Origin of the sequence: Streptomyces sp. WMMC500 (assembly GCF_027497195.1) — a bacterium.
Taxonomy (GTDB): Bacteria; Actinomycetota; Actinomycetes; order Streptomycetales; family Streptomycetaceae; genus Streptomyces.
In genome coordinates this window covers 50,818-75,451 of record NZ_CP114905.1, presented here as the reverse complement: position 1 = coordinate 75,451, position 24,634 = coordinate 50,818, and the positions used below count along the sequence as shown (strand labels likewise).

General features: G+C 70.0%; 19 protein-coding genes. 15 read left to right on the top strand and 4 right to left on the bottom strand.

Annotated elements, in window-relative coordinates; genetic code table 11:
- Nucleotides 1–144: 144 nt before the first annotated feature.
- Complete coding sequence (locus O7599_RS00335) at nucleotides 145–399, bottom strand: hypothetical protein (RefSeq protein ID WP_281620013.1); 255 nt, start codon at nucleotides 397–399, stop codon at nucleotides 145–147.
- Complete coding sequence (locus O7599_RS00330; protein WP_281620012.1) at nucleotides 396–875, bottom strand: hypothetical protein; 480 nt, start codon at nucleotides 873–875, stop codon at nucleotides 396–398. Before O7599_RS00330 ends, O7599_RS00335 begins: the two co-directional genes overlap by 4 nt.
- A 1,269-nt stretch (nucleotides 876–2,144) precedes the next feature.
- Here O7599_RS00330 and O7599_RS00325 point away from each other — a divergent pair.
- From O7599_RS00325 to O7599_RS00290, 8 genes are all read left to right on the top strand, one after another.
- Entirely contained in the window at nucleotides 2,145–3,212 is a 1,068-nt protein-coding gene (locus tag O7599_RS00325) for a type III polyketide synthase (RefSeq protein WP_281620011.1), read from the top strand.
- Nucleotides 3,213–3,475: 263 nt separating this feature from the next.
- Nucleotides 3,476–4,036, top strand: a complete 561-nt coding sequence (locus tag O7599_RS00320) for a cupin domain-containing protein (protein WP_281620010.1) — start codon at nucleotides 3,476–3,478, stop codon at nucleotides 4,034–4,036.
- A gap of 5 nt (nucleotides 4,037–4,041) precedes the next feature.
- Complete coding sequence (locus O7599_RS00315) at nucleotides 4,042–5,190, top strand: DegT/DnrJ/EryC1/StrS family aminotransferase (RefSeq protein ID WP_281620009.1); 1,149 nt, start codon at nucleotides 4,042–4,044, stop codon at nucleotides 5,188–5,190.
- 224 nt (nucleotides 5,191–5,414) lie between these two features.
- Nucleotides 5,415–7,004: a class I adenylate-forming enzyme family protein gene (locus O7599_RS00310; RefSeq protein ID WP_281620008.1), complete on the top strand. Its 1,590-nt coding sequence runs from the start codon at nucleotides 5,415–5,417 to the stop codon at nucleotides 7,002–7,004.
- A 177-nt stretch (nucleotides 7,005–7,181) separates the two neighbouring features.
- Nucleotides 7,182–8,255 (top strand): polyprenyl synthetase family protein, encoded by a 1,074-nt coding sequence (locus tag O7599_RS00305; protein WP_281620007.1) that lies wholly within the window; start codon nucleotides 7,182–7,184, stop codon nucleotides 8,253–8,255.
- A gap of 314 nt (nucleotides 8,256–8,569) precedes the next feature.
- Nucleotides 8,570–9,349: an AraC family transcriptional regulator gene (locus tag O7599_RS00300; RefSeq protein WP_281620006.1), complete on the top strand. Its 780-nt coding sequence runs from the start codon at nucleotides 8,570–8,572 to the stop codon at nucleotides 9,347–9,349.
- An 85-nt stretch (nucleotides 9,350–9,434) separates the two neighbouring features.
- On the top strand, nucleotides 9,435–10,706 hold the full coding sequence (locus O7599_RS00295; RefSeq protein ID WP_281620005.1) for a cation:proton antiporter: 1,272 nt from the start codon (nucleotides 9,435–9,437) through the stop codon (nucleotides 10,704–10,706).
- Between the two features lie 136 nt (nucleotides 10,707–10,842).
- Nucleotides 10,843–11,505, top strand: coding sequence for a TetR family transcriptional regulator (locus O7599_RS00290; RefSeq protein WP_281620004.1), 663 nt, complete (start codon nucleotides 10,843–10,845; stop codon nucleotides 11,503–11,505).
- A 112-nt stretch (nucleotides 11,506–11,617) separates the two neighbouring features.
- Here the strand turns inward: O7599_RS00290 and O7599_RS00285 are convergent, their stop codons facing one another.
- Nucleotides 11,618–13,234, bottom strand: coding sequence for a DUF6851 domain-containing protein (locus tag O7599_RS00285; RefSeq protein ID WP_281620003.1), 1,617 nt, complete (start codon nucleotides 13,232–13,234; stop codon nucleotides 11,618–11,620).
- A gap of 807 nt (nucleotides 13,235–14,041) precedes the next feature.
- Here O7599_RS00285 and O7599_RS00280 point away from each other — a divergent pair.
- Together O7599_RS00280 and O7599_RS00275 are read left to right on the top strand one after the other, a co-directional pair.
- Entirely contained in the window at nucleotides 14,042–14,566 is a 525-nt protein-coding gene (locus tag O7599_RS00280) for a DoxX family membrane protein (protein WP_281620002.1), read from the top strand.
- 281 nt (nucleotides 14,567–14,847) lie between these two features.
- On the top strand, nucleotides 14,848–16,134 hold the full coding sequence (locus O7599_RS00275) for an NAD(P)/FAD-dependent oxidoreductase (protein ID WP_281620001.1): 1,287 nt from the start codon (nucleotides 14,848–14,850) through the stop codon (nucleotides 16,132–16,134).
- Nucleotides 16,135–16,337: 203 nt separating this feature from the next.
- On the opposite strand, the gene O7599_RS00270 is transcribed toward O7599_RS00275, so the two are convergent.
- Complete coding sequence (locus O7599_RS00270) at nucleotides 16,338–17,246, bottom strand: aromatic prenyltransferase (protein WP_281620000.1); 909 nt, start codon at nucleotides 17,244–17,246, stop codon at nucleotides 16,338–16,340.
- A 276-nt stretch (nucleotides 17,247–17,522) separates the two neighbouring features.
- Between O7599_RS00270 and O7599_RS00265 the strand changes: the two genes are divergently transcribed.
- From O7599_RS00265 to O7599_RS00245, 5 genes are all read left to right on the top strand, one after another.
- Nucleotides 17,523–18,443: an aromatic prenyltransferase gene (locus tag O7599_RS00265; protein ID WP_281619999.1), complete on the top strand. Its 921-nt coding sequence runs from the start codon at nucleotides 17,523–17,525 to the stop codon at nucleotides 18,441–18,443.
- Between the two features lie 122 nt (nucleotides 18,444–18,565).
- The gene (locus O7599_RS00260) at nucleotides 18,566–19,876 is read left to right on the top strand and encodes a DUF6851 domain-containing protein (RefSeq protein WP_281619998.1); all 1,311 of its coding nucleotides are present in this window, start codon (nucleotides 18,566–18,568) and stop codon (nucleotides 19,874–19,876) included.
- 202 nt (nucleotides 19,877–20,078) lie between these two features.
- Complete coding sequence (locus O7599_RS00255; RefSeq protein ID WP_281619997.1) at nucleotides 20,079–21,656, top strand: DUF6851 domain-containing protein; 1,578 nt, start codon at nucleotides 20,079–20,081, stop codon at nucleotides 21,654–21,656.
- A 226-nt stretch (nucleotides 21,657–21,882) separates the two neighbouring features.
- Nucleotides 21,883–22,917, top strand: a complete 1,035-nt coding sequence (locus tag O7599_RS00250) for a methyltransferase (protein WP_348652643.1) — start codon at nucleotides 21,883–21,885, stop codon at nucleotides 22,915–22,917.
- A 276-nt stretch (nucleotides 22,918–23,193) separates the two neighbouring features.
- The gene (locus O7599_RS00245) at nucleotides 23,194–24,582 is read left to right on the top strand and encodes an MFS transporter (protein WP_281619995.1); all 1,389 of its coding nucleotides are present in this window, start codon (nucleotides 23,194–23,196) and stop codon (nucleotides 24,580–24,582) included.
- Nucleotides 24,583–24,634 lie beyond the last annotated feature (52 nt).

Below are 24,634 nucleotides of genomic sequence, written 5' to 3'. Positions count from 1 at the left end.
GGGGCCCGGCGCGGCGGCCGGCCCCCGGGCGGCGGCCGTAACGCCGCCGGCGGCGGCTGGTCTTGTGCGGCGGGCTGCATGACGCGGTGTCACCTCGCAGGCCTTCTCGCTGCTGCCGGGCGGTGCCGGCGGCGCGGCGCGGGCCTAGCGGGGCAGGGGGTCACGGGCCCCGGCGGCGCGGTCGGCGAGCCCGGGCCCCGCGGGTGCGGGGGCGGCGGTCCGGCGCTGCAGGGCGATCTGGGTGAGCTCGTCGATGTCGAACTGCGAGCGGCAGTTCGGCGCACCGTAGCGGGTGATCTTCCCCCGGCTGACCCACTTGCGGATGGTCGCTTCGGAAACCCCTACGGCCAGCGCGGCCACGTTCGTGGGGACGAGCCTGTGGCGTGGCGGTTTCGTCATGCGTTGACATCCTTTCGCTGCCGCTCCATGAGCTGCCGCAGGGCCAGCCATTCGTGCATCGCCCAGGAATGACCCGCGGAGCACTCGATGCTTCTTCTGGCCGTGTTCCCGGCGCCGTTCGGCCACGCGCTTATCGTTCCGGCGCAGCCGTCCACGACACACTGCCGGATGATCGTGCGGGAGGAACTGGAGTCGGGGTCGATGATGGTGCGCAACTCGGCGACCAGGCTCTCCGTCTCGTCCGCGAAGTCGGCGGCCGGAGGCTGGGCGGCCAGCCACTGAAGATGCCGGGCCAGAAACCGCGCCAACTGCGGGACGGAACGGCCCGGCGCGGTGATGCCGAGCTGTTCCACGACGATTTCCGACCAGGACTCGAGAGTGGCGAGAATGTTGTAACGGGCGTCGAGCGCCGAGATGTCCAGATGGTCCCGCGTGCGGCTGCCGGAAACCTTGGTGGGGCTGATCCGCCTGGACATCGGCGACACCTGGTGCAGGCACTCCTGGTGAAGACCCGGAAGCGCACGCAGATTACGCTCCACCTGGCGGACACAGGGAGCGCACAGCACGGACCCGTGGACAGCGCGGCTGTCGTGAGCGTGATCCCTGGGGCACGGGTGAACCTTCATTGAACCTCCTTGAGACGGCTCGCCCTCCGCAATCGCGAGGAAAACTGCATGTGTAACGCCATGCCGATTGCGGCAGTCGTGAAGTGTTCCTTTTCGTATCCCGTTCCAGCCGTCGCCGTACCGGTCCGAGGCGCAGGACCGGTATCACTTGCCCGCGAACCTACCGACGGGCGCTGGAGTCCCAATACAGCCTCGTTCGCGGCTCGGTGGTGGGTGGGAAGCGGGCCTTCCTCGAGCCGGAATCCACCCGTCTTTGAGTCACCACCGGGCACACGGGTCACCGCAGCAGGCAGGGAACCAACAGGGAACCAAGGGGTGCACCCGGCCCGGCGCAGCCGGGGGTGCGCAGGCACCGTGCGTGCGCCGCCCGCCCGGGGGCGGGGGTGCGCGGGTGCGCCGCGGCCGGCCGGCCCCGGGCCGGCGGCGGTGCGGCGGCGGTGCGGCGGCGGTGCGGCGCGCGGTCCGCGGTGACGGGGATTCAGGAAAAGGAGAGGGGTGGTGGCCCGCGCGCCTGGGGAAACCCGCTCTTGTCGTGCCGCCGCGACGCAACACGGCGACCGGGCCGGTCACTTCGCCCCGGGCCCGCGGCGCCGCCCGGGCAGATCAATTCGGGGCGGGCCGGCGCCTGCCGCGACTTCACCCTTCCCGGGGCAGTGACCCACGTCACCGCAGGCGCTCTTGGCGGGGCGACTTCGCCCGTGTCACTATTCCAACAGCCCCTCCCTGCCCAAAAACTGCTGCGGGCCGGGGAGTTGAGCACCGTATCCACTGGTTTGTCCCGGTGGGACCGCGTCCGTGCCGTGTTCGGCACGGGTTCCCTCTCGTCTCTCGTGTCCTGAGCGCCGTGGCGCCGTTGGTGCCGTGTGCGTGTGGCCGCACAGTGCCGCACAGTGCCGGGCAGTGCCGCCAAGTCGTCGCCAAGTCGCCGTCAAGCCGTCGTCAAGCCGTCGTAGGTGACGATGTTCCGTGGTGCCGGCAGGGGGCGGAGCCCTGTCGGGGTGCCGGTGGCCTGTTGCGTGTCGCGGATTCGTTGTTCATCTCATGACCGGCTCCGGTTCGGAAGCTGGGCGCAGATCCTTTTCGTACCGAAGGCAGACTCTAAGGAAAGAGGGCCCAGATATGCCAAGGCTGTGCAAGCCTGCGGTGAGCGCGCCGGAATACACCATCACGATGGAAGAGACTCTGCAGTTCGCCGAAGAGGTGCACGCAGGGAAGCCGCAACTTCCTTTGGCGCTTCGCCTGATCCGGAACACGGGGGTGTTGAAGCGGCATATCGTGCAGCCCATCGAGAAGACGCTGGGGCATCCGGGTCTGACCGAGCGCAACCGTATCTACGAGGCCGAGTCGAAGAAGATGTGCCCGCCGGTCATCGAGGAGGCGCTGGCCAACGCAGAGGTGACGGCGCGTGATGTGGATGCGATCATCTACGTGTCCTGTACCGGGTTTTTGATGCCGTCGCTGACGGCGTGGCTGATCAACAAGATGGGCTTCCGGTTCGACACCCGGCAGATACCCATCGCGCAGCTCGGCTGTGCGGCCGGTGGTGCTGCGGTGAACCGGGCGCACGACTTCTGCGCGGCCCACCCGGGCAGCAACGTGCTGATCGTGGCGTGTGAGCTGTGCTCGCTGTGCTACCAGCCGACCGCGGACGACATCGGTTCGCTGCTGTCCGACGGGCTGTTCGGCGACGCGGTCGCGGCCGCGGTGGTGCGCGGGACCGGGGGAGTGGGCATCGAGCTGGAGCGCAACGCCTCCTACCTGATCCCGGACACCGAGGAGTGGATCTCCTACTCGGTGCGCGACACCGGTTTCCACTTCCTGCTCGACCGGCGGGTGCCGGGCACCATGGAGCCGCTGGCGCCGGTGCTGCGGGAGCTGGCCAAGGACCACAGTTGGGATGCCGGGAAGCTCGACTTCTACATCATCCACGCCGGCGGCCCGCGGATCCTGGACGACCTCGCGAAGTTCCTGGAGGTCGACCGCGGTGTGTTCCGGCACAGTTGGTCGACGCTGACCGAGTACGGCAACATCGCCAGCGCCGTCGTCTTCGAGGCCGCCCGCCGCCTGTTCGAGGAGGAGACCCTGGCCTCCGGTGCCACCGGCATGATCGCGGGCTTCGGGCCCGGGATCACCGCCGAGATGGCGCTGGGCACCTGGGGCGCCGACGGCACGGGCACGCCGGGCTGACCGGTCGGCCCGGGGCGCCCCGCCACCGCGCCCCGCCCCACCGCCCAGCCCCGCCCGGCACCGTCCTTCCCGTCCGCGCCGGCGCCGCTGCCGCTGCCGCCGCTGTCCTCGGCCGCCCTCGCCGCCAGCCGCCAGCCGCCGGCCGTCGTCGGCTGTCGGCTGTCGGCTGTCGGGGTCGGGTTTGGGGTGGTCGGGGTGTGGGCGGCGGGTTGTCGGCTTGAGTGTCGTGAACGGGATCGTACGGAGAAAGGGAAGTGAACTGCATGACCGGTCTCATCCTCCCCCCGGGGCAGGGGCGAAAGCTGAGCACGAAGGCGCAGGAGGTGACGTTCAAGGCCACCGAAGCGGACGGCTCCGCCGTGTCGATCTTCGAGGTGGTGGTGCCGCCGGGGTTCGACGTCGGGGCGCATGTCCACGGCGAGGCGCAGGAGTTCTTCTACGTCCTGGAGGGGGAGCTGGAGCTGCTGGCGTTCGAGCCGACCGAGCGTACGGCGGAGAACTGGCACCTGTGGGAGTCGCCGGAGGGGCAGCGGATGGTGCGGGCGACCGCGGGGGCGAGCATGTTCGTTCCGCCCAACACCCCGCACGCCTTCCGTAACGCCTCGGGTGAGCCGGTGCGGATGCTGTTTCAGTGTGTGCCCTCGCCGGTGCACGAGCTGTACTTCGAGGAGATCGCCGAGATCTGGTCGTCGGGCAAGACGGTGGATGCCGACGCGGTGGAGGAGATGCGCCGCCGGTATGACGTGCATCAGATCACGCCGCTTCGTTTCGACCCGCCCGCCGAGGCCGCTTCGCGGCCGGCCGCCGCGGCCAAGGGAGCGTGAGGGGGATGGACAAGATTTCCCTGACGCACGCGAGTCTGGGTGAGCGGGAACTGGCCGCCGTCGCCGAGGTGTTCGCCTCGGGCTGGCCGGCCGGGCAGGGCCCGCGGGGCAAGGCGCTGGAGGCGACGCTGAAGGAGCGCTACGGCGCCGGGGGTGCGGTCGCGGTCAGCAACTGCGGCGCGGCCTTGCATCTGGCGATGCTCGCGTTCGGCGTCAAGCCGGGCGATGAGGTCATCGTCGCCGACTACACGTTCCCGGCACCGGCGCACGCGGTGCGCTACATGGGCGCGACCCCCGTCTTCGCCGACGTCCGCGCCGATACCGGCACGGTGGATCCGCAGGCGGTGGCGGCTTTGGTCGGTCCGCGCACGGTCGGCATCATCGCGGTGGACACGGTGGGTCTGCCCGCGGACTACACCGAGCTGCAGGCGATCGCCGACCGGCACCGGCTGTTCCTGGTCGAGGACGCGGCCTGTGCGGTGGGTGCGACGTATCAGGGCCGGGAGGCGGGGGCGCTGGCGGAGGTGGCCTGCCTGTCGTTCCACGGGCGCAAGGGCGCCAGCAGCGGCGAGGGCGGGGCGCTGATCGCCACCGACCCGGCGATCGCGGCCCACGCGCGCCAGCGTGCCTCCTTCGGCATCGGCAGCATCTTCGACGCCGGGCAGGTCATCGGCCTGCCGATCCCGGAGTTCACCGAGATCGGCTACAACTTCAAGCTGTCCGACATCGCGGCGGCGATCCTGCAGGTGCAGATCGGCCGGATCGAGGAGCTGCTGGCCCGCCGCAGCGCGGTCGCCGAGCGCTACGGGGAGCTGTTCGCCGGCGAGGAACTCCTCACGGTGCCGCACGTGCCCGAGGACCGTACCCACGCCTGGCAGTCCTACCTGGTCACGCTCGCTGAGGGCGTGGACCGCGCGCAGGTGGCCACCGATCTGCGCGCGGCGGGGATCGGGTCCTTCCACGGCACGTGGGCCAGCCATGTCCAGCCCGCGTTCGAGGCGAAGCAGGTCTGCCCGGTCTCGGCGGATCTCTTCCGCCGCAATCTGGGCATCCCCATGCACGCCGAACTGACCATGAGCCAGGTCGAACGGGTCGCGGAAGTGGTGCGCAAGGCGGTTCGTACGCACGCGGCGCCGGCCCGCCGCCCCCTCTGACCCGCACCCCCCACCACCGCACCACCGCCGCACCACCGCCGCACCACCGCCGCACCCGCCGCATCATCACTGCCGTACTGCCGTCGGCCCGCCGCACCGCCGCCGCCGGCCCTGGCATTTTCACCGCCGGCCTCGCGTATGCCGCCGCCGGTCCGCTGCCGCGGGCCGGCGGCGTGGTTTTCCGACCGCGCCAGGCCCTGGGCAAGACGAAGGAGACGGTCCCCATGAAGGGCTCCACAGCCTACAAATCGATTCTCAAGCACGGTCTGCACATCGGTCTGCTGCCGGAGACGGCCGCGGCGGTCAATCCGGCCACGCCGATCACCCTGGATCACGATCTGGACATCTTCCCCGAGGCGGGGCGGCGTCTGACGGTGGCTCAGTACGCCGAGCACGTGGACGACCTGGCGGGCCGCCTGTGGGCGGCGGGCATCCGGCCCGGTGAGCGTGTGGTGATCTACAAGAAGGCCAACGCCGATCACTGGATGGTCGCCGCGGCCATCTCCCGTATCGGCGCGGTCGTCGTCAACCTCTCCCCGGCCCTGGACGCGGTGACCGTGGCCGCGCTGCTGGAGCGGGCCGACCAGCCGAACCTGGTCACCGACGAGGCCAAGCTCGACGTGCTGGCCGACATCCCGCTCGCGGACCTGACCCGGCGGGTGATCGCGGTGGGCGGGGAGCGGGCGGGCACGGTCTCGCTGGCCGGGCTGGCCGGTGCGCCGCGGGTCAAGCCCGTGCTGCGGCCGATCGACGAGGCCGCGGTGATCACCCACACCTCCGGGACGACGGGCATCCCCAAGCTGGTGGTGCACACCGCCCGCACCCAGGGGCTGCGGCTGATCCCGCAGTGGCGGCTGCTGTCGCTGATGCGGAAGAAGGAGACGGTCGCCATCCACGTCCCCTTCGTGCACTCGCGGATGGTCGCGGCGATGTCGCTGGCGCTGCTGAAGGAGTTCCCGGTCCTGCTGATGCGCCAGTCCGACCCCGCCGAGGTCGCCGAGCACCTGCTGGAACACCGGCCCGTGCTCATCGAGGCGCTGCCCAACTCGCTGATGGAGTGGGAGCCGCTGACCGAGGACCCGCGCACCCCGTTCGGGTCGGTGAAGGTCTTCAGCAGCACCTTCGACGCCATCCACCCGGGCACGATGAGCAAGCTGCTGAAGTCCTCCGACCGGCGCGGGGCGCTGTTCTTCCAGATCTACGGCCAAAGCGAGGTCGGCCCGGCCACCGGCCGCGCCTACCTGCGCAACTCCGCCCACAAGGCCAACGGCCGCTGCGTCGGCTGGGCCATGCCCAAGGGTGCCGCGAAGATCCGGGTGGTCAGCCGGGACGGGCAGCCCCCCTCCGAGGCCAACCCCGGCTACATCGAGGTCGCCTGGGACGGCCTGGCCAAGACCTACTTCGCCGAACAGGACCGCTACGACACCAACCGCAACGGCCAGTGGTGGCGCACCGGCGACGTCGGCTACCGCACCCGCCTGGGCTGCCTGCACATGCTCGACCGCGAGGTCGACATGATCCCCGGGGTGCACAGCTCCCTGGAGATCGAGGACGTCGTACTCAGCAAGCTCGGCGAACTCAGCGAACTGGTCGTGATACCGGGCCCGGACTCCCAGCCCGTCCCGGTGGTCTGCACCGTCGACGACAAGCCGCTGGACCACAGCCGCTGGCGTACGGCGGCCGCCGCGTTCCCCCAGCTGGCCGACCCGGTGCAGATCCCGCAGGCCGAACTGCCCAGGACGGCCACGCTGAAGGTGCAGCGGCTCGCGCTGGCCCGCCGCCTGGAAAAGCAGTGGGAACAGGAAAAGGCCTGACCCTGGGCGCACCCCGCCGGCGCCGCCGGCGGGGTGCCGGCAGGCCCTCCTCCTCTTTTCCGCGCCGGCCGCCCGGCCAGCGAACCCCCCGGCCCCGGGCAGGGCCCAGTCCTGCTGTGTCCTGCTGCGTCCTGCCCCGCCTCACGTGCTCATCCGCCCCGCCCGAGGAGACACGCAGTGACGACCGAAGTGACCTCCGCCACCGCATCCGGCCACGGGCCGGCCGCCTCCGTGCGCCGTATCACCGACGACCTGCTGCAACGGGTGGAAGACACGCTGCGCTCGCTCCTGGACGCCGAACGCGACCGCTACGCGCAGATGGACGAACGGGCCCTGGCCGCCGTCGACGCGCTGGCTGATCTGGTCACTTCGGGCGGCAAGCGGGTCCGGCCCACCTTCTGCATCACCGGCTACCTCGCCGCCGGCGGCAAGGCCGACGACCCGGGGATCGTCGCGGCGGCCGCGGGCATGGAGATGCTGCACGTCTCCGCCCTCATCCACGACGACATCCTGGACGACTCCGCGCAGCGGCGCGGGCAGCCGACCATGCACACCGCCTTCGCCGACAACCACCACAACAGCGGCTGGCGCGGCGAGTCCCGCCGCTTCGGCGAAGGGCTGGCCATCCTCGTCGGGAACCTGGCGCTCGTCTACTCCCAGCAACTGGTCAGCCAGGCGCCGCCGGCGGTCCTGACCGAGTGGCACCGGCTGTGCTCCGAGGTGAACATCGGCCAGTTCCTGGACGTCTGGGCGGCCGCCGAGTTCTCCGTCGATCCCGCACTCTCCCGCCTGATCGCCCTCATCAAATCGGGCCGCTACACCATCCACCGGCCGCTGGTCATGGGGGCGCACGCGGCCGGACGGGCCGACCTGGCCGCCGCCTACGTGGCCTACGGCGAGGCGGTCGGCGAGGCGTTCCAGCTCCGCGACGACCTGCTGGACGCCTTCGGCGACTCCGCCGAGACCGGCAAACCCACCGGCCTGGACTTCACCCAGCACAAGATGACGCTGCTCCTCGGCTGGGCGATGCAACGCGACGAACACATCCGCACCCTGATGACCCGCCCGGGCCACACCCCGCAGGAGGTACGCAGCCGCCTGGAGGACACCGGTGTCCCCGCCGACGTCGAACAGCACATCGCCGACCTCGTCGAACAGGGCTGCGCCGCCCTGGCCGACGCACCCCTGGAGGCGGTGTGGCGCCAGGAACTGGCGGAGATGGCCCTCCGCGCCGCCTACCGCAAGAACTGACGCCCCGCCGGGCCGCCGGCCGGCGCCCCCCGGCCGGCGGCCCACCCCCCACCCCCCACCCCCCACCCCGCACCCCCGCACACCGGCACCCCCGCACACCGGCACCCCCGCACACCGGCACACCGGCACCCCCGCACCCCGGCGCACCGGCACTGTGCGCGCCGCCGCCGTGCGCGCGGGTGCCACAGGGGCGGGCCGGGTGCCGGTCGGCACATCCACACGAACAGAGGGGGACAGGACGTGGACAACCAGGCACGTGGCGCCTTCGACGCCGGGCACCCCCGCACGCACCCGGCCGCGACCGGGAGCCGGTGATGGAAGACCTGGTACGGGCAGCCGTCGACACGATCCGCGAACGGTTCCGCGAACCGCTGAGCCTCGACGACCTCGCGCAGAGCGTGTGGGTCAGCAAATACCACTTCCTGAGGATGTTCACCCGCGTCACCGGCGTCACCCCGGGACGGTTCCTTGGCGCCGTACGGCTCCACGAGGCCAAACGCCTGCTGCTGAGCACCTCCCTGAACGTCGCCGACGTCGCCGCACGGGTCGGCTACACCAGCGCCGGCAGCTTCACCCGCCGCTTCACCGAATCGGTCGGGCTTTCCCCCACCCGCTACCGCCAGTTGTCGCTGGCACCCGGCGGCCACCCGCGCCGGCCCGCGCTGCCGGCCACCGGGCCCGCCGCGGCCGGCCCGGCCGCCGCGGCCGGCCCGGCGGTCCCGGCCCGGCCGACCGGGTCGGTGACCGGCGCGCTGCGCACCACCGGCGCGGAGCTCTCCCGCGCATACGTCGGCGTCTTCGACGGCGCCATCCTGCAGGGACTGCCCGCCTCCTGGAACACCGCCGGCGCACCGGGCCGCTTCACGCTGGCCCGGATCCCCGCGGGCACCTGGTACATCCACGCGGTCGCCCACGGCACCCCCGCCGCCGGCGGCGGGCCGGGGCCGGCGACGCTGACGGCCACCGTGGGCCCGGTGGCCGTCTCCGGCGGCACCGGCCGCATCCTCGACATCACCCTGTCCCCGATGGACTGGACCCGGCCGCCGATCCTCCTGGCTCTGACGGGCATGGACCTCCAGCCGACGGCGGCGTGAGCACGACCCCCGCCTGACCGCCCCCGCGCCGTGCGCGCGATCCGCACGCAGCGTGCCGGGATCCCCGCTCACGGAGACGGAAGGTATGAACACGGATCAGACCACGTCACTGCTCGCCGGACTTGCCGCCATCGTGCTCCTGGCCCGCCTGCTGGGCGTCCTGGCCCGGCGGCTCGGCCAGCCTGCGGTCATCGGCGAAGTCCTCGCCGGCGTCGCCCTGGGACCGACCCTCCTCGACGGCGCGATATCCGACGCCCTCTTCCCGGACACCGTACGTCCCCTGCTCAGCGCCCTGGCCGCGGTGGGCGTCGCGGTGTTCATGTTCATCGTCGGCCTGGAACTCGACGCCGCGCTGCTGCGCGGCAACAGGCGCCTGGCCGCCACCGTCTCGCTCAGCTCCATGCTGGTGCCCTGCGGCCTGGGCGTACTGCTGGCCCTCTACCTGGCGGACGACTACGCCACCGGCGACAGGACGGGCCTGGTGCTCTTCATGGGCGTGGCCATGTCGATCACCGCGTTCCCGGTCCTGGCCCGCATCCTCACCGACCGGCGGATGACCCGCACCCCGCTGGGCGCGGTGGCCCTGGCCTGCGCCGCCATCGGCGACGTGCTGGCCTGGGTCCTGCTGGCCGCCGTCGTCGCGGCCACCGCCCCGGGCGGCGCCGACCAGTGGCGCATGCTCCTGGCCGTCCCCTACCTGCTGGGCATGCTGTTCGTGGTGCGCCCGCTGCTGCGCCGGCTGGCCGCCCGCCGCGCCACGCTCCAGCTCACCCCGACGCTGTTCGCGTGCATCCTCGCGGGCCTGCTGCTGTCCGCCGCCGCGACCGAATGGGTGGGGCTGCACTACATCTTCGGCGCGTTCCTCTTCGGCGCCGTCCTCCCGCGCACCGGCACCGAAGAACTCCACACCGCCGTGCACGACCGCCTCGGGCAGATGACCGGCACCCTGCTGCTGCCGGTGTTCTTCCTGGTCTCCGGCCTCCAGGTCGACCTGTCCCGCCTGGACGCCGGCCACCTGGGAACCCTGGCGCTGGTCCTGCTCGTGGCCGTCGGCGGCAAGTTCACCGGCGCGTTCGCCGCCGCCCGCCTGAACCGGATGCCCGCCCGGCAGTCCGCCGCACTGGCCACCCTGCTCAACACCCGCGGCCTGACCGAACTCATCGTCTTGAACGTCGGCCTGCAACTGGGCTTCATCGGACCCGACCTCTACACCCTCATGGTCGTCATGGCCGTGATCACCACCGCGATGACCGGCCCGCTGCTGAGCTGGATCCTCGGCCGCCCCGGCCACGACGGCCCGCCCACCGCAGCCGGCGTACCCGAACGCACCACCGGAACCGTCGGCACCCCCGCCTGACCCGAAAACACCCCGGCCGGCGCAGCGGGATACGGCCCACCCGCATCCCGCCCGACACCCCCGCCCGACACCCCGGCCGGGCCCCGGGCCGGGTCCTCCGGCCCGATCCGGCCGACGGTGCACGACAATGGCCCGTATGTCCTCAGCCACCCCCGAAGAGACCCCCGCGGCGGCACCGGCCGCCGAAGCCGGCCTCGGCCTGCGCGAGCGCAAGAAACTGCGCACCCGCCAGGCGATCCGCGCCGCGGCCCGCCGGCTGATCGACGCACGCGGCTACGACGCAACGACGATCGAGCAGATCGCCGCCGCCGCCGAAGTCTCCCCCAGCACCGTCTTCCGCTACTTCCGCAACAAGGAACAGATCGTCCTGCGCGACGAGGACTACGCCTTCACCGGCGCGGAACTCCTGCGCGCCCGCCCCGCAGACGAACCGCCGCTGGTCGCCCTGCGCGCGGCGGTGTCCGCGATGGTCCGCGCCTCCTACGAGGAGTTCAACGCCGAATACCGCTGGCGCATGGAACTCGTACGCCAGGTGCCCGCACTGCGCGCACAGATGCACGAAGGCCAGGACAAAGCGGTCGAGGTCCTGACCGCGGCACTCACCGAACGTGCCGGACACGGCAAGGACCGCCTCGAACTGCGCGTCGTGGTGGGCGCCCTGCTGGGCGGACTCCACCAGGTGGTGCTCGAATGGGGCGACCACGACCAGAAAGGCGACCTGCCCGAGATGTTCGACCGGGCACTGACGGTCCTGGAAGAGGGCCTGACCCCCCACACCCCGCACACGACACCAGGATGACCCCCGCCGGAACCCACCCCACCCGGCGGCGAACCGCACACGAGACAGGGCCCCCGGATTCACCCCCGGGAGCCCTGCTTTTTTTGTTTCTGCCCCTCGTGCCGTGCCGGGGTCAGTTCTTGACGTCGCCCTTGACGTGCTTGTCGACGAATTCGTGGGCCATGTCGCCGAACTGTTCGCCGAAGGTGATGGTGCGGTCGACGGTCTTCATGAAGTGGACGCCGCCCCAGACGCGGCTGGTGCCGCAGGCGCGGGTGAAGTCGGTCCAGGTGGGGAAGTGGAGCTGGAGGTCGGCGGCGGGGGTGATGCCGGGCTCGACCATGGTGGAGCCGGCTTTGTAGTCGATGGTCCAGTCGAGTTCGTCGGAGCCGAAGTAGCGGCGGGCGGCCTGGGAGGTGGCCGAGCACAGGCTGGTGGAGCCTGAGGGGTATTCGGGGTGGTCGCCGACGGGCAGGTAGCTGGACCACTCGGAGGCTCGGATGTCGTCGACGGTGCCCATGCCGATGCCGCCCCAGGCGGTGACCTTCTTCTTGCCGTAGACGTGGCGGACGACGGTGACGGGGCGGGCGGCGTCGAACTTGGTCTTCTGGTGCCAGGCGGCGATCAGCGGCTCGAACGTGGCCAGGACGTGGGAGAGCATCCAGTGGACCCAGCCGTGCATGCCCATCTCGTTGTTCTCATCGTGCTTCTTGGCGATGACGATCGATGAATGCCCGATGCCCCACAGCTTGTTCTCCATGATCTCGGTGACGACCTTGCGTTCGTCGGTGAGAGCGGCCGAGGTCTCCAGGATTTCGTCCGCGGAGCGCCTGAAGGCGCGGCGGTCGGTGTGGTCGATGTGGTCGGGGCGGGGCAGGCGGAACTGGGCGGGGTCTTTGAAGATGTGCGGCTTGGTGCGGGCGGCCTGGGGGGTGACGAAGTGCTGGGTGACGTAGATGCCGAGGTCGCCGGGGCCGCCGCCGGCGCGGCGGCCGTTGTGGCGCTGGAGTTGGGGCTGCCAGCGTGAGGGGTTGTTGACGTCGAAGGCGGTGTTGACCGGCTGGTAGCCGGTGTAGTCGGCCCAGGGTGTGGGGTTGTAGGTGCGGCCGCCTTCGTAGCCCAGGACGTTCATGCCGTCGTTCTTCAGCGCGTTCCACGCGTTCTTCGCGGCGACGTTCCCGATGCCGATGGGGCTGGTGAGGTTCTCCGACTCGTCCATGGGGTCCAGCCCGAGGCCGGTCATGAGTTCGCGGAGGCGGCCGACCTGCTGGGGGAGGATCTGTGTCCAGACGCCGTGCTGGGCGTAGAGGGCGGCGATGTTCATGTTGCGGTTGGTGGCCGATTCGCCGGCGGGGCGGCGGGGGATGCGGGAGTACACGCCGACGGCGGTCTCGTGGTAGGGGGCCAGGGCGTCGAAGGCGGCGAACCAGACGACGCGGTTGATCCACAGGAAGACGGTGACGTCCATGGGGCCGAGGATGGCCAGGGTGGGGGACTGGCCGGCGTTCTCGTCGGTGGGCTGGGCCCACTTGATGTAGTTGTCCTTGTCCAGGTCGAACTCGATCTGCGCCGACTGGGCCGCCCCACCCGCCGAGGTGCCGGCGGACGGGCTGGCCGGCTTGGGGGTGGCGTTGGCGGTGCCGGTGAGGCCCTGCGTGGTCAGGACGGCGGCGCCGGTGACGCCGCCGAGGAGCAGGGACCTGCGCCGCGGGGAGGAACCTGTGTCAGAAGTGTGTCCGGACGTCGTCATGTGTTGTGTTCCTTTCCAAGAAGAGAGGGGGGCTCCACGGTCCACGGCGACGCCCTTAGGGGGCAGGTGCTGCCCCGGGGCTTGTCGCACACACCGACTGTTCCGGCGCTTTCATAAAATGAAGAGGGGGCGGGTGCACCCGCTGTTCCTGTTCTTCTCGGGTATTTTCGGTAACGTCTTCAAATCCCTCGGACAGTATTTTCATTCCGCGCCGAAGGTCAGGAAATCATGCGCGGCACCCTGTGCGCTGCGGGGTACCTTACTGGGCTTTGCTAGAGGTCTGCTAGAGCGCAACTAAGAGTTGCGGCAACCAGCCCGACACGCCCGGCACCCGCCACCGAAATTCACAACACGACGAAATACGTCACGCGCCGTGCTCTGCACCGATGCGCCCCCGGGCGGCTCCCTTCACGCCCCGGACGGGGGACGGTGCAGATCCGGCCGGTCCGGCAGCGAAATTCACGACCCGGCGAAATAACGTGACCAGGACAGGTGGGAAAAACACCCGCGCCGCCGCCCGGAAACAGCCGGCCGGCGGATGACCGGGAAACAGCCGGCCGCCCGAAGTGCCCTCTGGACCGGGCGGGGTCACCTTCGTCATCATGGTTCCGGACCCGCAGGCACATGACGCTGCTGCCCGGCCCCGCGGGCGCCGGAGCGGTGCAGCCAGAAAAAGACCGTCGTCGCACCGGGACTCTTGCAGCAGATCGTCAGCCGACCCTGCTGCGTCTCCGCCAGAGTTTAAGCGGAGATGAAATCGCAAGGAAATCAGCCGGAAGTGAGAATCGTGCGGGGGAGTAAAAGCCCATGCGCATCTACTTACAGCTCACTCGCTCCCTCGAGCGGCTCGGCGCCGCATGCGGGATCACAGCGCTCAGAGTTTCGATAGGCATCATCTACCTGTGGTTCGGGATACCCAAGCTCTTCCCCGGAGCCAGTCCCGCCGAAGCGCTGGCCGCGAAGACGGTGGAGAGGCTGACGTTCGGGGCCGTCGAGGGAACGTCCGCTTCCGTCATGACCGGCATGCTGGAAACCGTGATCGGGCTGCTGCTGATCAGCGGCCGGCTGGTTCCGCTGACGGGTGTCACGCTCCTGGGGCACATGGCGGGGACGTTCGCCCCCCTCTTCCTCTTCCCGGAGGAGACCTGGGAGAGCCTGTGCGTCGGAACCCTCGAAGGGCAGTACATCCTCAAGAACCTGGTGATCGTGGCGGCCGCCTTCGTGGTCATCGGCTACCCGGCGACGCGCAGCCGGCAGAAGCCCCCCGGCCCCCCGCCGCCTGCGCAACTCGAACGACGTCCCGAGTCCGTGACCAGACACGCCGACGTGTGACGCCGCCTGGCGGCAGCGGCGCGACGACCGCCGTGACCGACCCGCGCCGCGCTCCCACGCCCCGGGCGCCGGTGGCGCACGCCGGCGACCGCACCCGTGACCCCGGTGGGGCCGCGGCACCGTCCCGGTGGAGTCTGCACTGAGCAATCTGGGCGATGACAGGGTCTGTTGTGTGGGGTCAGTGTGGTGGTGAAGCGTGTTTTGGGTGCGTGGAGGGGGTCTTCACGCGAATCGCTGGTGCGGTCGTATCGGAACTGGGCATCGGAACGGGAAGGTCCTCTATGTCGTCCACTGTTGTCGGGTTTTCTGGCGATTTCGACGTTATCGTCATCGGCGGCGGGCCCGCCGGTGCGACCACATCCGCACTCCTGGCCAAGCGCGGACGCCGGGTCCTGGTCCTGGACCGCGAGCGGTTCCCCCGCTACCACGTCGGGGAATCCCTCATCCCCGGCGTGATGGTCCCCATGGAAGAACTCGGCCTCAAAGAACGCATGGAAGCCAAAGGCTTCGAGCGCAAGTACGGCGGCACCCTGGTCTGGGGCAACAACGAAGTCCCCTGGAACTTCTCCTTCACCACCGGCGGCCGCATCCCCTACGCCTTCCACACCCGCCGCGCCGACCTCGACGCCCTGCTGCTGGACCGGGCCCGGGAGCTGGGCGCCTTCGTCGTCGAAGACGCCACCGTCAAGGACACCCTCGAAGAAGACGGCCGCGTCGTCGGCGTCCGCTACGCCCTGCGCGGCCTGAGCGGCACCCAGGAAGCCCGCGCCTCCCTGGTCATCGACGCCTCCGGCCAGGCCCGCGTCATCGGCCGCAAGTACACCGAGGTCAACTGGAACGAACAACTGCGCAACGTCGCGGTATGGACCTACTTCGACAACTGCCACCGCCTGCCGGGCGACGAGTGGAGCAACATCCTCATCGAAGGCACCCGCGACGGCTGGTTCTGGGGCATCCCCATCGACAAGGGCGTCTTCAGCGTCGGCTACGTCACCCGCTCCGCCCTGGCCAACGAGTCCGACAAGTCACTGGAAGACCTCTTCGAGTCCGAGATCGCCAGCACCACCAAGCTGAAGGAACTCCTCAAGGACTCCACCCAGGCCGCCGGCTACCGCACCGCACGCGACTGGTCCTACACCAACGAACGCTTCCACGGCCAGGGCTGGGCCCTGGTCGGGGACGCCGCCGCGTTCGTCGACCCGCTGTTCTCCACCGGCGTCGCGCTGGCCACCCTGGCCGGCAGCACCCTGTCCAAGGTCGTCGACCAGATCCTGGAACACCCCCACATCGAGGAGAAGGCCCTCGACCGCTACTCCACCGCCTACCAGGAGTTCTTCCACGACATCCGCAAGTTCGTCGAAGGCTTCTACGACCGCTCCAAGACCAAGGGCTTCTACTTCAACATGGCCCAGGAGATGGTCGACCCCGAACGCGAAAACGAAGCCGAAGTCGACTTCGTCAAACTCATCTCCGGCCTCAGCGGCCGCCAAGGCGGCCTCTTCGAACTCAACGTCGACGACCTCATCGAAGACACCCCCGCACCCACACCCACCCCCGCACCCAGCTAAACACCACACCCGCACCACCCGGCACGAAGCTCCCGACGGCCGGGGGGAACCAACCGGATCCCCCGCCGCCGGGAGCCTTTGTCATTTCCACCCGGCAAGAGGGCCGGCGGTGCGGGCAGAAGACCGCGGCGCCGCGGGCCCCGGGAAGCCGATTCCGGCCGGGGTCCGCGGCGCCGCGTTCACAGAGGCGCTGCGGGTGGGTGTCAGCGGCCGGCGCCCGCGGCGCCGAGCAGGACCCGCGCCTCCAGGGAGCCCTCGGCGAGCTGGTGGTAGGTCTGGAGCTTGAAGTACTCGCCGCCGGAGTAGGCGGCGACGTTGTACAGGCCCTGGACGGGCCCGGGGTAGGTGTGCGGGACGTTCTTCGCGAACTTCTCCACGTTCGCATCGAGCGCGATGCGCTCGGACAGCGCCCCCGCGTCGGGGACCATGGTCGCGAAGGTGATCCGCTGGATCTTCGGGGAGTCCCACGTCAGGGTGGTGTAGATGCCGACCGCCTGCCCGGCGAGCGTGAGCATCTGCTCGCTCGGCTCTCCCAGGCCCAGGTCGCTCAGCATGGCGCGGACGGTTTCCGGCTTGCGGCACTCGTCGGGGAACTGCAGGAAGTAGACGTTCACCGTCCGGCTCGGGTAGTCGATCCCGATCATGCTGTTCTTGTCGTCCAGGCCGTAGCGGGTGTAGAAGTCGAGGTTTCCGGCCAGGCTGGGCGCCATGGAAGGCAGCGCGGCGACCTTCGACAGCTTCTGCAGGTTGTCGCCCGGCAGGAACGTCCACGTCTTCCGGAAGCCTTCGACGACTCCGAAGTCGACGCCGTGGGCGGTGACCGGAATGTTCGCCTGGACGTCGTCCAGGAGCGTGCCGACGGGGTGGTCCGTCTCCTCGGCGATGCCCTTCGACACCGCGTAGCGGTACGGGTTGACGTCCGCGGGCAGCGCCGTGAAACGGCAGTCGAGGTCCCGGCTGCCGCGCGTCGTCACCCGGAAAGCCACGACGACCTTCTCCAGGTCGTACGCCGACAGGATCGGCCATACCTTGTCACGCGAGGGGGATATGTCCAGCAGCCCGGACGCTTCCTCGACGGCGGCGTAAAGACCTTCCATGCCTGTGCCAGTCATTTTCCCTCCAGCTTCCCTGAGCAGTTCATGCCGAGCGTCCGCGCGCGTCGGGGCAACCCGGCCCCGACGCTCGTTTTACCGGGTACGATGAGCAGGGCCGGCAGGCATGGCACGCCCCATTTTTCGTCACCCCGTGAATTGTCGGTGCAGGGCACTCGACATGTCAAGAAAATCCTTCCCATAGTTCCTTTCAAGTGACTCTTGAGCGGCAAGTGGTAGGGTCGCCCCCGCAGGATTTCGCATGAACTGATCGGCATCGACTGCTGGGAGTGCCTGATGCCTGAGGGTATGGGGGCGGAATGGCTTTACTCGGCCATCGAGAAATCAGCTCGACTGGTCGATGCACCTTTCTCGCGTGACAAGGTCTGGCCGATCCTCTCCGTATTCGAGGGCGGTTTCTCAGACGCCGGCGGGGTCATCTTCAGCCTCCAGGCCGGCAAGCACGTACCGGAAATGGAATACTCCGCCCAGGTGTCCCCGGGTATCGACGACCCGTATGCCCGTGCCCTGGCCGGCGGCATCCTCAACGAAACGGACCATCCCGTCAGCACCGTGCTCGCGGAGATCGTGGGACTCGCCCCCACCAGCGAGCACTACATCGACTGCGGGATCGTCGGCGGTTTCAAGAAGATCTACGCGAACTTCCCGCACGACCAGCAGTCGGTGGCGGCGCTGGCCGAGCTGCCGGCCATGCCCCGCGCGGTGGGCCACAACGCCGGATTCTTCGCCCGCCACGGCCTGGACCGGGTGGCGCTGATCGGTGTCGACTACGTGAACAGAACGATAAACCTGTACTTCCATGTTTCGGCGGCCACCGCCGGAAAACTCGACCAGAACACCGTGGCGGCCATGCTCCACGAAACCGGGATGAGCGAACCCAGCGACGAGATGGTGGCGTACGCGTGCAAGGCGTACCGGATCTACACCACACTGAGCTGGGACGCGCAGGAGATTCTGCGGATCGCTTTCGCGCCGAAGCCGCGCCGCAACATCGACCCGGCCGAGCTGCCCGCCCGCCTCGAACCGAGGATCGAGCAGTTCCTGCGGGCCACCCCGCACAAGTACCCCGGCGCCCTCATCAACGCCACGGCCGCCAAGTGGTCACCCGAGCGTGAAGTCCTGGACCTCGCCGCGCACTACCAGGTCTCCGCTGTGCAAATGAAGGCAATCGAAGCGGAGGAAGGCCAAGCCTCGTGACGACATCCGGCCCTGCCCAGCAGATTCCGTTCGATTTCGACAAGGGTAACTTCATCCGGGATTTGATCACGACGCACGGTGGCGGGGGGTACCCGCCGGCCGATGCGATGGCCCCGGGGGATGTGGCCTCGTACACGTGGGTGACGCATCTGCTGCAGACGTCGTGGTTCGATGCGCTGGCGCCCTACCACCCGACGGCGGTGGGGGTGTACTCGCAGATCCCGCGCCGCCCCGCGGGGGAGTCGGCGACCAACCGCAACAAGAACATCGCGGGCCTGTATGCGATGTTCCAGGTGGTCAAAGGGGTGTTCACGGAGCGGGAGCCGGTGTTGCGGCAGGCGTTCACGGCGCTGGGCCTGGATCCTGACGACGAGTCGCGGGATGTGACGACCGCGGTGGGGATCGGCAACGTGGCCGGCACGTCGGTGGTCGCCGCCCGCGCCGGGGACGGGATGAACGCGCTGGGCGGCGCCGGCCGCGCCTACCACGGCAAGCCGTATGAGGACTACACCGACTACCGGCCGGTGAACACCGCGGACGAGCTGGCCGATCCCTCCAGGTGGCAGCCGGACGTCGAGCCGCACCGCCGCCGGACCGGCGGCGGCCCCGGAGACAAGGCGATCTTCACCGCCCAGCAGTTCGCCACCCCCCAACTGGCCCTGGTCACCCCCCAGACCTACAAGGACCCCGGCCGGTTCAGGCTTCCCGATCCCGGCCATCTGGACCACACCGACGCCCGCGCCTACCGGCGGGCCGTCGACGAGGTCCTCGCCGCCTCGGCCTCGCTGAGTGACGAGCAGAAGATGAAGGCGGAGTTCTTCGAGCACACGCCGCTGTCGGTGACGCTGTCACCGCGGGCCGCGGCCATGGCCCACGATCTGGACCTGGACGGCTGGGCGCAGTTGTTCCTGGTGTGCTCGACCGCCCGGTTCGACAGCCTGATCGCCGCCTGGCACCACAAGCGCGCCTTCGACGCGGTGCGGCCCTTCAGTGCGGTGCGCCACGTCTACCGCGGCCGGAAGGTCACCGCCTGGGGCGGGCCGGGTAAGGGCACCGTCGATGACATGCCCGCCGAGGAGTGGGCCGGTTATCTGCCGGTGGGCAACCACCCCGAATACCCCTCCGCGTTCACGGTGCTGACCGCCGCGCAGGCGCAGGCCGCCCGCAGCTTCCTCGGCGACGACGTCCTCAACTGGACCCACGCCTTTCCCGCCGGCTCCGGCCAGCGCGAACCCGGCACCGTCCCGGCCGCCGACCTCGAACTGACCTGGGCCACCTGGAGCGACTTCGAAACCGACTGCGCCGCCAGCCGCGTGTGGGCCGGCGCCCACTTCGCCCAGACCACCCGGGCCTCCCTGGCCTTCGGCGGCCAGTTCGGCGACCTCGCCCACACCTTCGTCCACCGCCACACCACCGGCGACATCAAGGACTGACCCTGATTCCTTTACCCCCCACCACGACGCCGGGCGCCCACACCGCGACCCGCCCCCTGCCCCTGTCCCTCGATCTCATCTCCGCCCCCCGTGACGTCGCAGAGCCCACGGCACGGCCGTCGAGAGCCCGTTCCCCGTGAAGGGCCACTTCCCGGGTTCGCCGCCCGGGGGTCCCTCCCTGCCGAGAACAAGGAAGACGATCATGACGACATCCGGACACACCGCTGCCTCGGGTTTCTCGCTGGGCCGCAGATCGCTGCTGATCGGCGGCTCGACGGCCGCCCTGTCCACGCTGGCTCTCTCCCGCCCGGCTCTGGCCGCCGGCAGCGACGAGCCGCCCGAGCTTCCCGATCTTCCCGATCTCGACAAGGACAACTACATCAAGTGGGCCCAGCCCACCGGCTCGCGGACCGGCATGACGGCCAGCGACCCGTTCATCGGCACGATGGACGTCACCCTCATCCTGTACATGAACCGCGCGGCGATGCTGGCGCTGTTCGACGCCCTGGCCCCGTACCACGAGACCGCGGTGGGCATTCACAGCCGGATCCCGAAGCGCCCGTCCAGCGAGTCGGCCACCAACCGCAACATGAACATCGCCTGCCTCCACGCCCAGCACGCGATCTGGAGCCGGCTGCTGCCGCCCATCGTGGGCGCCCTGCGGGAGCTGATGGTCGCCCTCGGCCTGGACCCCGACGACCAGTCGGAGGACGTGACCACCCCGGTGGGCATCGGCAACGTCGCGGCCAAGGCCGTCTGGAACGTCGTCAAGGGCGACGGCATGAACGCCCTGGGCTATGAGGGGGGCCGTAAGTACAACCCCACGCCGTGGGCGGACTACACCGGATACGTGCCGGTCAACACCGCCTTCGACCTGAACAACCCCTCACGCTGGCAGCCGCAGCTCCAGCGGCACAACGGCCGCCGCGCCGGCGGCGGCCCGGGCGACCTGGGCATCTACGTCACCCAGCACATGGTGACCCCGCAGATCGCGGTGACCCTCCCGCACATCTACAAGGACCCCGCCCGGTTCCGCCTCGCCCGGCCCGACTTCACCGACCACACCGACCGCCGCGCCTACAAGCGTTCGGTCGACGAGGTCATCGAGGCGTCCGCGGCGCTCGACGACGAGCACAAGGCGCTCGCCGAGATCATGGAGAACAAGCTCTGGGGCATCGGCCACTCGTCCATCGAAATCGCCATGAAGCACGACCAGAACAACGAACTGGGCGTGCACGGCTGGGCCCACTGGATGCTCCAGCACATCCTGGCGACCTTCGACACCCTCATCGCCGCCTGGCGCTACAAGCGCATGTACGAGGCGGTCCGCCCGATCACCGCCGTCCCCTACGTCTACGGCCGCCGCAAGCTGACCGCCTGGGGCGGCATCGGCATGGGCACCGTCAACGACATCCGGGCCGACGAGTGGTCCAGCTACCTGCCCACCGGTGACCACCCGGAGTACCCGTCGGGCTCGACCACCGTGGGCTCGGCGGCGTCGCAGACGGCGCGGCGGTTCTTCGGCACGGACGAACTGGGCTGGGAGTTCGACTTCGAGGTCGGCAAGTCGATCGTGGAGCCGGAGATCACCCCCTCCCAGAACGTGCGGGTGTCGTTCCCCACCTGGACCGACTTCAACGAGAGGTGCGCCTACAGCCGGGTCGACGGCGGCGTGCACTTCAAGAAGACGGTCGAGCGGTCCATGGCATTCGGCGAGCAGTTCGGCGACCTGTCCCACGACTTCATCCAGCGGCACGTCAAGGGCGAGGGCAACGGCTGACGTCCCTGGAGAAAACAGAGAAAGGGGCCTTCAGGCACCCGATCGGGGTGCCCGAAGGCCCCCCTTCTCGCGCCCTGCCGGACACGCCCGCGGAAGGCGGGGCGCACAAGAGCAGCAGCGTACGCATGACCTGTGATCAGTCACACGCCACGGCCGTGGCACGAACGACTCGGAAAGGACCACTACCTTGACACCGGAAGCCACGTTCACGCGATTTCGCGAATACATGGTGGGCCCCTCGCGGTTCATGAGCCTGCTGTCCTGTTTCGAGCTCGGCGTCATCGACGAGCTCCGGCAGACCCCGGGCATGACCGCGGCCGAACTCGGCCAGGCCGTCGGCGCCAAGCCCGACGCCGTCGAACAGCTCCTCCTGCTGCTGGTCAAGGAGAGCTTCCTCGCCTACGACGAGGACTCCGGCGGCTACTCCCTCGACGCGCTCGCCGACATCGGCGAGGACGACCTGCGCCAGGTACTCGCCCGCATGGAGATGATCAAGGCCGTCACGCTCAGGCAGTTGTTCTACCTCACCGACAGCGTGCGCACCGGCACCACCGTCGGCCTGAACAAGCTCTACGGGTTCGAGGGGAACCTGTACGGCGCGCTGGCCGAGCACAGCGAACTGCGCGAGCCCTGGGCGCGGCTGATGAACGGCGAGACCGCCCACATCGACCCCTGGTTCTTCGACAACATCGACGTGCCGGCCGGATCGAAGGTGCTCGATCTCGCCGGGAACACCGGCCTCGGGGCCATCCACACGTGCAAGCTGAAGGCGTCCCCCGGGCTTCGGGTGACGACCTTCGACCTGCCCGAGAAGGAAAAGGAGTGCCTGGAGAACTTCCGGGCCCACGGCGTGGCGGAGCAGTGCTCGTTCATCGGCGGGGACGTCTTCGAGGAGGTCCCCAAGGGCTTCGACGTCGTGCTGATCAAGCACTTCCTGCCCATGTTCGACAAGAGCGACGTGTTCCGGATCCTCGAAGGCGTCAACCGGTCGATGGACGCCGGCGGGCAGGTCCACCTCCTGGTGCCGGTGTTCCCCGAGAACATCAAGGACACCGACAACTACACCGTCGACTTCTTCCCGTCCTTCTTCATCGGCTGCGCCATGGGCCAGGGCGGGGCGCAGAAGATGTCGACGTGGCAGCGGTGGCTGGAGGAATGCGGGTTCACCGTCACCAAGGCCGTCGCCGAGGACCCCGCCGACATGCTGCCGCACGCCCTGCCCGTGGAAGCCGTCCTGTCCGCCACGAAACGCGCCGGATAAGCCCGCCCCTCCGCACCCGGCCACACACCCGCGCGGGCCTGACGGCCCGTCACGGCCCGGGACTCCGGGCCCGGCGTCCCGGGCCGCGGCTGCCGGATCGTTTCTGTTCCCGCACGGGAGCCGCACACGGGGAGCCGGCGGGCGCGTGACGGCACACGGACACGGCCCGCCCGGCCGCCCGGGCCGGGCGGCCAGGCGGGCGGGCCCGGTGGCGGCACCCGGACCGTCCTACGAAACCCGCACAGCCTCACAGGAGACAGGAAAGGGGCCCGGCCCATGAGTACGGACGCCTCGGTACGGCCGAGTCCGCAGGAGTTCATCGACGCACGGCCCATGGGCCGCCGGCAGCGGCTCATCGTCAGGGTGGGCCTGCTCACGATGGTCGCCGAAGGGCTGGACACCGCCATCGCCGGCTTCGTCTACCCCAGGATCAAGGAGGACTGGGGAGTCGGCGGCGGCGCGGTGACGGTGACGGTGACGCTGAGCGTCCTGGCGATGATCCTCGGGGGTGTGGCCGCCGGCCCGCTCGCCGACCGCTACGGGCGCAAGGGCGTGACCCTGGCCGGCATCGTCTGCTTCGGCCTGGGCACGGCCGCCATGGGATTCACCGACGGCATCGTCCCGTTCGCCGGCTTTCGCACCGTGGCCTGCCTGGGGCTCGGCGCGGTGCTGCCGAGCATGATGGTCCTCGTCGCCGACTGGATGCCCGCCGGGCGCCGGGTCCAGATGGTCGCGCTGGCCTTCGCCGGGGTGACGGCCGGCACCGCCGTCGGCGGCATCCTCGCCTCGATCCTCGTGCCCGTGTTCAACTGGCCGGTGCTGCTGGTGGTGTGCGGGCTCGCCCCGCTGCTGCTGATCCCCTCGATCATCCGCGTCATACCCGAGTCCGTCAGCGTGCTCGCCGCCCGCCAGCGCCCGCAGGCCGAACTGCGCGGCGTGCTGGCATCCGTCCACCCCGGCGAGGACCTGTCCCGGGTCGACTGGGACCACAGCGCCGAACGCAAGCGCCCCCGGCCCACCCCGCGGGCCGTGCTCTCCCGCGGCTACGCCCGCACGACCCTGCTGTTGTGGCTGTGCTTCTTCCTGGGGCAGGGGGTCGCGTTCGTGATCCTCACCTACCTGCCCGAACTGGCCGAACGCGAGGGCCTGACGGAATCCAAGGCCGCGGTGTCCGTCGCGGCCTTCGGGTGGGGCGGCCTGATCGGGCAGCTCTCGGTCTCCTTCGTCCTCAAGCGGTTCGACCGGTTCCGGGTCCTGGCCCTGCTGTGGGTGCTGACCGCGGTGGGCCTGGGCGCGGCGGCCCTGGCCGCCGGCCGGTTCGTCGCCCTGCTGGCCACAGCGTTCCTGCTCGGGCTGTGCCTGCCGGCCGCCACCGCCGTACTCCAGGCGATCACCGCGGTCGCCTACCCGCCGGCCATCCGCGCCACCGCCGTGAGCTGGGCGAACAGCGCCGGCAAAGCGGGCCCGCTGGCCGGCGCGGTCAGCGGCGGCCTCATGGTCGACGCCTACTGGTCGCTGTCCAGGATCCTGCTCATCCTCGCCCTCCCGGTCGCCCTGGCCCTGCTGGCCACCCTGGGCCTGTACGCCCGCGGCCGCCGACGGCAAGAACAGCCGCACATCCCCGCCCCCCAGCCGCTTCCCGGCCTGGGCTCCGAACAGCCCTGACCCCACCCTGCCGGACACCGAACCCCCGCACCGCCGGAAGCGCGCCGTGCGC

Bases quoted from the DNA above. Each gene is read 5' to 3' on its own strand.
- O7599_RS00295 (WP_281620005.1), top strand. From the start codon at position 9,435: ATGAACACGGATCAGACCACGTCACTGCTCGCCGGACTTGCCGCCATC.
- O7599_RS00310 (WP_281620008.1), top strand. From the start codon at position 5,415: ATGAAGGGCTCCACAGCCTACAAATCGATTCTCAAGCACGGTCTGCAC.
- O7599_RS00335 (WP_281620013.1), bottom strand. From the start codon at position 399: ATGACGAAACCGCCACGCCACAGGCTCGTCCCCACGAACGTGGCCGCG.
- O7599_RS00245 (WP_281619995.1), top strand. From the start codon at position 23,194: ATGAGTACGGACGCCTCGGTACGGCCGAGTCCGCAGGAGTTCATCGAC.
- O7599_RS00265 (WP_281619999.1), top strand. From the start codon at position 17,523: ATGCCTGAGGGTATGGGGGCGGAATGGCTTTACTCGGCCATCGAGAAA.
- O7599_RS00300 (WP_281620006.1), top strand. From the start codon at position 8,570: ATGGAAGACCTGGTACGGGCAGCCGTCGACACGATCCGCGAACGGTTC.
- O7599_RS00290 (WP_281620004.1), top strand. From the start codon at position 10,843: ATGTCCTCAGCCACCCCCGAAGAGACCCCCGCGGCGGCACCGGCCGCC.
- O7599_RS00285 (WP_281620003.1), bottom strand. From the start codon at position 13,234: ATGACGACGTCCGGACACACTTCTGACACAGGTTCCTCCCCGCGGCGC.
- O7599_RS00330 (WP_281620012.1), bottom strand. From the start codon at position 875: ATGTCCAGGCGGATCAGCCCCACCAAGGTTTCCGGCAGCCGCACGCGG.
- O7599_RS00280 (WP_281620002.1), top strand. From the start codon at position 14,042: ATGCGCATCTACTTACAGCTCACTCGCTCCCTCGAGCGGCTCGGCGCC.
- O7599_RS00270 (WP_281620000.1), bottom strand. From the start codon at position 17,246: ATGACTGGCACAGGCATGGAAGGTCTTTACGCCGCCGTCGAGGAAGCG.
- O7599_RS00250 (WP_348652643.1), top strand. From the start codon at position 21,883: ATGGTGGGCCCCTCGCGGTTCATGAGCCTGCTGTCCTGTTTCGAGCTC.
- O7599_RS00315 (WP_281620009.1), top strand. From the start codon at position 4,042: ATGGACAAGATTTCCCTGACGCACGCGAGTCTGGGTGAGCGGGAACTG.
- O7599_RS00275 (WP_281620001.1), top strand. From the start codon at position 14,848: ATGTCGTCCACTGTTGTCGGGTTTTCTGGCGATTTCGACGTTATCGTC.
- O7599_RS00255 (WP_281619997.1), top strand. From the start codon at position 20,079: ATGACGACATCCGGACACACCGCTGCCTCGGGTTTCTCGCTGGGCCGC.
- O7599_RS00320 (WP_281620010.1), top strand. From the start codon at position 3,476: ATGACCGGTCTCATCCTCCCCCCGGGGCAGGGGCGAAAGCTGAGCACG.
- O7599_RS00325 (WP_281620011.1), top strand. From the start codon at position 2,145: ATGCCAAGGCTGTGCAAGCCTGCGGTGAGCGCGCCGGAATACACCATC.